Origin of the sequence: Nonomuraea sp. NPDC050786 (assembly GCF_040654115.1) — a bacterium.
In the GTDB taxonomy this organism is placed as follows: Bacteria; Actinomycetota; Actinomycetes; order Streptosporangiales; family Streptosporangiaceae; genus Nonomuraea.
In genome coordinates this window covers 213,205-220,329 of record NZ_JBFAHJ010000018.1, presented here as the reverse complement: position 1 = coordinate 220,329, position 7,125 = coordinate 213,205, and the positions used below count along the sequence as shown (strand labels likewise).

5 protein-coding genes, 2 rRNA genes and 1 pseudogene are annotated in these 7,125 nt (G+C 69.8%); 4 read left to right on the top strand and 4 right to left on the bottom strand.

Translation table 11 applies throughout. The features are described 5' to 3' along the window. Together AB0H84_RS29885 and rrf are read left to right on the top strand one after the other, a co-directional pair. A 23S ribosomal RNA gene (locus AB0H84_RS29885) occupies positions 1 to 202 on the top strand; the annotation flags it as partial. Positions 203 to 265: 63 nt separating this feature from the next. Beyond that, positions 266 to 382 (top strand): 5S ribosomal RNA (gene rrf, locus AB0H84_RS29880). A gap of 46 nt (positions 383 to 428) precedes the next feature. On the opposite strand, the pseudogene AB0H84_RS29875 reads toward rrf, so the two are convergent. Beyond that, positions 429 to 824: pseudogene (locus tag AB0H84_RS29875) on the bottom strand (LysE family transporter); the annotation flags it as partial. Between the two features lie 17 nt (positions 825 to 841). Between AB0H84_RS29875 and AB0H84_RS29870 the strand changes: the two are divergent. Further along, the gene (locus tag AB0H84_RS29870) at positions 842 to 1,009 is read left to right on the top strand and encodes an Lrp/AsnC ligand binding domain-containing protein (protein ID WP_357611270.1); all 168 of its coding nucleotides are present in this window, start codon (positions 842 to 844) and stop codon (positions 1,007 to 1,009) included. Positions 1,010 to 1,077: 68 nt separating this feature from the next. Here AB0H84_RS29870 and AB0H84_RS29865 read toward each other — a convergent pair whose 3' ends face one another. Beyond that, a complete protein-coding gene (locus AB0H84_RS29865; protein WP_357611242.1) occupies positions 1,078 to 2,547 on the bottom strand; it encodes a phosphodiester glycosidase family protein in 1,470 nt (489 codons plus the stop codon). Between the two features lie 254 nt (positions 2,548 to 2,801). Between AB0H84_RS29865 and trpS the strand changes: the two genes are divergently transcribed. After that, positions 2,802 to 3,767: a tryptophan--tRNA ligase gene (gene trpS / locus AB0H84_RS29860; RefSeq protein WP_357611240.1), complete on the top strand. Its 966-nt coding sequence runs from the start codon at positions 2,802 to 2,804 to the stop codon at positions 3,765 to 3,767. Between the two features lie 49 nt (positions 3,768 to 3,816). On the opposite strand, the gene AB0H84_RS29855 is transcribed toward trpS, so the two are convergent. Both AB0H84_RS29855 and AB0H84_RS29850 read right to left on the bottom strand, forming a co-directional pair. Next, positions 3,817 to 5,433, bottom strand: coding sequence for a PucR family transcriptional regulator ligand-binding domain-containing protein (locus tag AB0H84_RS29855; RefSeq protein WP_357611237.1), 1,617 nt, complete (start codon positions 5,431 to 5,433; stop codon positions 3,817 to 3,819). A gap of 57 nt (positions 5,434 to 5,490) precedes the next feature. Then, positions 5,491 to 7,116 (bottom strand): AMP-binding protein, encoded by a 1,626-nt coding sequence (locus AB0H84_RS29850; protein ID WP_357611234.1) that lies wholly within the window; start codon positions 7,114 to 7,116, stop codon positions 5,491 to 5,493. Positions 7,117 to 7,125 lie beyond the last annotated feature (9 nt).

Genomic DNA, 7,125 nt, shown 5'->3' with positions numbered 1-7,125 from the left:
TACCGCCAGGTGCACGGCTGGTTGGCTACGTTCGGGAGGGATAACCGCTGAAAGCATCTAAGCGGGAAGCTTGCCTTGAGATGAGGTCTCCCACCACGAGAGTGGGTAAGGCTCCCGGTAGACGACCGGGTTGATAGGCCGGAGGTGGAAGCACGGTAACGTGTGGAGCTGACCGGTACTAATAGGCCGAGGACTTGACCACAAAGCATCTTGCTCGCGTCCACTAGGCAATTCTGAGACAGCAAACAGTTGCTGCTCGAGGGGTTGCGGCGGTTATGGCGGGAAGGAAACACCCGGTTACATTCCGAACCCGGAAGTTAAGCTTCCCAGCGCCGATGGTACTGCACTCGGGAGGGTGTGGGAGAGTAGGTCACCGCCGCACAATATTTGTCGAAGAGGGCCATCCGGAAGGGTGGCCCTTTTTGCGTTCAATGGGTGCCCAGCACCAGGCTGTACTGGATTCCGCAGTTCACGACATGGAGCAGGCCGAGGGCGGCGAGTTGGAAGCCCAGCGGGACGCCGGTGTCCGTGGAGATGAACTGCGGCATCAGTGACAGGTAGAGCAGTACGCCCTTCGGGTTGAGCAGGACCGTGAGCATGCTCTGCCGCAACACCCTGCCCATGGGCTGTGGGGCCGCGCCGGGGGCCGGGGTGGCGGGGTTCCTCAGGGATGCCAGGGTCCTGAAGGCGAGGAAGATCAGGTATGCGGCGCCGGCGTACCGCATGGCGGGCAGTGCGGCCGGGAGCGCGCGGAGTGCGGCGGCGAGGCCGGCGGCGGCCAGGACGGTGTGTACGGCGTAGCCCGAGGAGATGCCCGCGACCGCCGTAAGCCCGGTACCGGCTGTTCGGGGATCCGGACTTCCTGCTGCGGGTGGCGGTGGCGGATCTGGCGGCGTATGAGCGGTTCTACTCCGGGACGCTCTCCGGGCTGCCGGGAGTGGCCCAGGTGACCTCTCACTTCGCGATGAAGGCCGTCAAGCCGGATGTAGGGCTGCCGTTGGACGCTTGAGGCGTTCCGGGAGGGGCCCCGCCTGGGTTGAGTTCCCGGGCGGGGCCGCGTGCGTGTGTGGGGGGCTGCTACTGAGGCAGGACCAGGAGGGCGTCGCCCACGCCGCGCTCCACGCCGTCCGAGGGCCGGTTGACCAGCTTGTCGCGGACGACCATCGCCGTCGAGCCGCCACCGTCCAGGTTGACGGCCTGCTTGGCGCCCAGCCAGCGCATGAACTCGGCCGCCTCGTGGAAGTTCGCCCCGACGCTCACGCCGGGGTTGCGGCCTTCGACGGCGGCCAGGATGAGGCTGCCGTTGCTGGTGACGCCGAGGAGGGTGCGCGGGTGACGGCGCAGGATCATGTTCACGGAGTCGTGGCCGTCGCGCTTGGCGGTGATCTTCACCTGGCCGTTGCGTACGAGGCCGACGTTGCCCGCGATCACGTACAGGTCCGGGGTCAGCTTGAGTGCCTTCTTGGTACGCAGGTCCACGACCGTGGTGTCGACCTTGACCGTCCAGTCCTGGAAGGCGTGCTCGTTGAGCCAGTCGGCGGCCAGGCCGTTGCCGTGCAGCACCCGCGTTCCCGCCGCCACCGCCGCGCCTGACTGCCGCAGGCCGAGGACCTTGCCGTTGGCGTCGAGCACGGCGTCGGTCCCGCCGGCGGGCGTCTTGGCTCCGTACTCCTCCGTGTACAGCACCAGCTCGTCCGTCGCGGCGGCCCGGTTCACCCCGTTGACCTCGGTCTTCTGGCCGTCCTGCGAGGTGGCGGTGACGGCCGTCCTCAGCTCCGTGATCTTGGCGGTGTGGCCCTGGAGAATCACGGCCGAGCGGCCGGGGACGGCCTCGCTGAGGAGCTTGCCGGCGACCACCGATGCGCCGACGGGCTCGCCGCGCAGCGCCTTGTCGGTGTGGATGTTGAAGAAGCCGCCGTTCACCCCGACGAGCGCGTGCCGGGCCTTGGCCATCGAGGAGACGGTCTCCCGCTTGGCCACGCTGGTGCCGAGCGAGGACACGTACGAGCCGCGGAACGTCCGGGCGTCGATCATCACGACCTTGACGTCCCAGGGGCCGGTGGTCTTGAGGCCGTCGTCGCCGAGGTAGTCGACCTTGACCTTCAGCCCCGCGTCCTTGAGCTTCTTGGCCGTCTCCTCGGCCTTCTTCTTGTCCTCGAGGGACCAGAGGCCGACCCTGACCATGTACACGGTCTGGATGGGGGCGTCGGCGACGCTCGGGCGGATCACCTTCTGCACGCTGGGGGTCTCCCCGGCGGCCTCCACCTCGGCGGCCTTGGCCTCGGCGGTCGACTGCATCCCGTAGTCGCGGCCGCTCGGCATCAGCACGGTCACCGTGTAGCCGTCGGTCGACGTGCCGGCCTTCACGTCGTACAGGTCGATGCCCTGGGCGACGGCGGTCGCTGTCTTCGTCGGCACGGGCCGGTCGCCCAGCGGGAACTTGGCCGACGGGAACGCCACCGACGCCTGCTCCGCGGCGGCGGGCAGGGTGGTGAGCGTGAGGGTGGCGGCTATGGCCAGGCCGCCGGCGAGGGTGCGTCGAGACATGGATTCTCCAGAGGGCGGAACAGGGACCGCACCATAGTGGCGAGATCATGGTCTCCGGGGCAGCCGAACGCGCTAATCGGCCGAAGAGGTTACAAGATTGACATCGCGCCGGATACAATCCGCGTATGACACGCATCAGCATGTGGTGGCGGCCGACAGACGGCCGCTGAATTCCCCATGCGTGGCCGTCTCCGGGACGGCCTAATGAGCGTGCGGGTCCTCCTGAGACGGCATGACCTCAAGGAGAGACCAGAATGCACAACGACGTCGTGCTCACCGGTGACCGCCCGACCGGGCCCCTGCACCTTGGCCACTACTTCGGCTCGCTCGCCAACCGGGTACGCCTGCAGGACACGTACCCGATGTATGTGCTGATCGCCGACTATCAGGTGATCACGGACCGGGACCTGCCCGGCGAGATTCAGCGCAACACCACCGAGTTGCTCCTCGACTACCTCGCGGTCGGGATCGACCCCGGCAAGGTCACGATCTTCCAGCACAGCGCGATCCCCGAGCTGAACCAGCTGCTGCTGCCCTTCCTCAGCCTGGTGTCGGTGTCCGAGCTGAGCCGCAACCCCACGGTCAAGGACGAGATCGCGCACAGCTCGCAGGCGGCGGTGAGCGGCCTGATGTTCACCTATCCCGTGCACCAGGCGGCCGACATCCTGTTCTGCAAGGGCACGCTGGTGCCGGTCGGCAAGGACCAGCTCCCGCACGTCGAGGTGACCCGGCTGGTGGCGCGCCGCTTCAACGAGCGCTACGGCGAGGTGTTCCCGTTGCCGGAGGCCATGATGGGCGAGCGGCCGATGCTCAAGGGGCTCGACGGCGGCAAGATGAGCAAGAGCCGGGGCAACGCGATCGCCCTGTCGGCCACGGAGGACGAGACGGCCGCCCTCATCCGCAAGGCGCGCACGGACTCCGATCGGCTGATCACGTTCGACGAGACGAACCGCCCCGAGGTGGCGAACCTTCTCACGCTGGCCGGACTCTGCCTCGGCCGCCCGCCGCAGGACATCGCCGAGGAGATCGGGTACGGCGGCGCCGTCGCGCTCAAGAGCCTGGTCACCGAGGCGGTCAACGAGTTCCTGCGACCGATCAGGAAACGCCGCGCCGAGCTCGCCGAGACCGATGTGAGAACCATCCTGGCCGCCGGCAACGAAAAGGCCAGGGAGCGGGCGGTCGCGACGCTTGGGGAGGTACGGGCCGCTATGGGGTTCTGAGGGCGATGGCCGGCTCGGTGGGCACGGCGCGCAACGGGCGCCGGTGGTGTCAGCGGGGCTCGCGGCGGAAGGACTCCAGGGCCAGCAGGGCCACGTGGAGCGACATGCAGGACTCGACGTCGTCGAGGTCGGTGTCCAGGATGCGTTCGAGGCGGCGCAGCCGGTCGTAGAAGGCGGGCCTGGACAGGTGGGCCTTCTGCGCGGCGACCGCCTTGTTGCGCCCCGCGTCGAGATAGATGCGCAGGATCCGCGTCAGGTCGCCGCCCCGCTGCGCGTCGTGCGCCAGCAGCGGCCCGAGCTCCCGCTCCGCGAACGTCTGCAGCCGGGCGTCATCGCGCAGCAGGTGCAGCAGCCCGCGCAGGCGCAGGTCAGGCAGGCGGTAGAAGGGCCGGCCGTCCGGTTGGCGGACGGCCACGTCGGCCACCTGCTCGGCCTCGAGGAAGCTCCGCCGTACGTCCCTGATGGACTCCACCAGCGAGCCGGCCGCCAGCACGAAGGAGGAGCCCGGTCGCCAGAGCACCCGCAGCCGCTCCGAGAGGGCGGTCAGCGCGGGCTCGGCCTGGCTCCGTGGCGGGAGGGGCAGCAGGATCCCCACCCGCTCCTGATCGAGCGCGCCGACCAGGGCGGGCAGGCGGATGTCGCGGCAGGCGGCGGCGGTGGCCTCGGCCAGCTCGCCGAGCTGGGCCTGACCGTCGAGCGCCTGGTCGGCCGGGTCGGTCGGCCGGATGACCACGCTGATCAGCTTGCGGCCGGTGAGCGGCACGCCGACGGCGCGGGCGCGGGCGGCGGCCTCGTCGGGGTCGGCGTAGGCGTGGGTCAGGATGCCGGTGATGATCGTGCCGTGCGCCTGGCGTTCGAGCGACTCCTGGTGGCGCTCCAGCAGGCGCCCCAGGGCGAGCGTCGTGGCGGCGCGCTCGGCCAGCACCATGTCGCGCGGCGTCGGCGGCGCGTCGCAGATCAGGATCAGCCGCCCCCAGTCCTGCCCGCGCGCCCCGACCGTGGTGACCAGCCACCCGGAGGCGAGGTCGTACGCGGTGCGCTCCGACGGGGCCACCGCCCGGGACCTGGCCTCCCAGCCGGCCAGCAGCGCGCCGGCGTCGCGACCGGCGGACTCGCAGGCCAGCACCTGGTGCGCGAGGTTCTCCAGCAGCACGGGCCGGTTGGAGAGCCTGGACACCTGGGCGAGCACCTCGGCGGGCGACGCGCCCTCGACCGACAGCTCGGTGAAGACCTCGTGGAGCTGCTCGGAGGCCCGCAGCTCCTCCAGCTGGATGTCGATGATCCGGGAGTGGACGGACTCGGTGATCTGCACGAACGGCGTCTCGCGGGTCAGCACGATGACCGGCAGCCCGTGCTCCTCGGCCGACTTGACCACGGCACGGGGCAGCTCGCGGACGAACCTGCGGCCCAGCTCCACGATCAGCCCGGAGGCGCCTACAGAGGAGAGCTCGCCGATGTAGTCGGCGAGCTTCTCCGGGTCCTCGGGAAGCGCGACGCCCGTGGTGAGCACCAGCTCCCCGCCGCGCAGGAGGTGGGCGATGTCGGCGATCTCGCCGACGTGCACCCACCGCACCTTGGTGTCGAGCCGGTCGGCGCCCGCGACCACACGCGGGCTGCCCCGGCGTACGGTCTCCAGGGCGAGGACGTCGGCGATGGTGGGCAACACGGGGCAGAGCCTAGCCGATCAGAATGTAAGAACGGCCATGGGCCCATTTACGCTTTGTCACCGGCCGAGGTCCTCCTCCCGGTATTCCCTCCGAGGTTCGCGCACCCGCAGCTCGACCCGGCGAATCTTGCCGGAGATCGTCTTGGGCAGCTCGCCGAACTCCAGCCGCCGCACCCGCTTGTAGGGGGCCAGCTCCCTGCGGCAGTGCTCGAAGATCGACCGTGCGGTCGCCTCGTCCGGCTCGAACCCGGGCGCGAGCGTCACATAGGCCTTCGGTACGGCCAGCCGTACCGGATCGGGGGCGGGCACCACCGCCGCCTCGGCCACGGCCGCATGCTCCAGCAGCACGCTCTCCAGCTCGAACGGCGAGATGCGGTAGTCGGAGGCCTTGAAGACGTCGTCGGTCCTGCCCACGTAGGTGATGTAGCCGTCCTGGTCGCGGGTGGCGACGTCGCCAGTGTGGTAGAAGCCGGCGCGCATCGCATCACTCGATCCACCCACATATCCGGACATGAGGCCGAGAGGGCGGCGGTCGTCCAGAGGCAGGCAGATCTCGCCGTCGTCCCCGGGCTCGCCGGTGACCGGGTCGACGAGCACGACGTCGTAGCCGGGCAGCGGGCGCCCCATCGACCCGGGCCTGACCGGCTCGTCCGGCGCGTTGCCGATCTGCGCGGTGGTCTCGGTCTGGCCGTAGCCGTCCCTGATCGTGATGCCCCACGCCTTGGCCACCTGGTCGATGATCTCGGGGTTGAGCGGCTCGCCGGCGGCGACCGCCGTACGCAGGGGGAGATTCGCGCCCAGATCCTCCTGGATGAGCATCCGCCAGACGGTCGGCGGCGCGCAGAACGTGGTGACCTGCTCGTCCCGCAGCACCTCGAGCAGTGCCGGGGCGGAGAAGCGGCGGTAGTCGTGGATCAGCACGGTGGCGCCGGCGTTCCAGGGGGCGAAGACGTTGCTCCACGCGTGCTTGGCCCACCCCGGCGAGGACACGTTGAGATGCACGTCGCCGGGCTTGAGCCCGATCCAGAACATCGTCGACAGGTGCCCGGCCGGATAGGAGGCGTGGGTGTGCTCGACCAGCTTGGGCTGCGAGGTCGTGCCCGAGGTGAAGTAGAGCAGCAGCGTGTCGCCGGCCCGGGTCGGAGCGTCGGGGGCGAAGTGGGCGCTCTCCTCGTACGCCTCGTGGTACGGCAGCCAGTTGTAGGCGTCGCCCACAGCGATCTTCGTGTATTCGCCGGTCCGGAACTTCCCCGCGTCGGCTGCGTCGGCGATCACATGGGAGACGCCGCCCCGATCGACGCGCTCGGCGATGTCCTTGGCCGTCAGCAGCGTCGTGGCCGGGATGACGACCGCGCCCAGCTTCATCGCGGCCAGCAGCGACTCCCACAGCTCGGCCCGATTGCCCAGCATGAGCAGGATCCGGTCGCCCCGGCGCACGCCCTGCAGGTGCAGCCAGTTGGCGACCTGGTTGGAGCGGGCCGACAGCTCGGCGAACGTGTAGCGGGCGCTGCTCGCCCCCACGATCTTGAGTGCGACGGCGTCGGGCGTCTCGGCGGCCAGGACCCCGTCGAACCAGTCGAGCGCCCAGTTGAACTCCGCGAGCTCCGGCCAGCGGAAGTCGCGGCGGGCGGTGGCGGCGTCGGCCTGGAGCAGGAAATCGCGGGCGGCACGGAAATCGCTCATTCCCGGATC

Excerpts from the sequence above, each read along its gene's own strand:
- AB0H84_RS29865 (WP_357611242.1), bottom strand. The coding sequence starts at position 2,547 with ATGTCTCGACGCACCCTCGCCGGCGGCCTGGCCATAGCCGCCACCCTC.
- trpS (WP_357611240.1), top strand. The coding sequence starts at position 2,802 with ATGCACAACGACGTCGTGCTCACCGGTGACCGCCCGACCGGGCCCCTG.
- AB0H84_RS29850 (WP_357611234.1), bottom strand. The coding sequence starts at position 7,116 with ATGAGCGATTTCCGTGCCGCCCGCGATTTCCTGCTCCAGGCCGACGCC.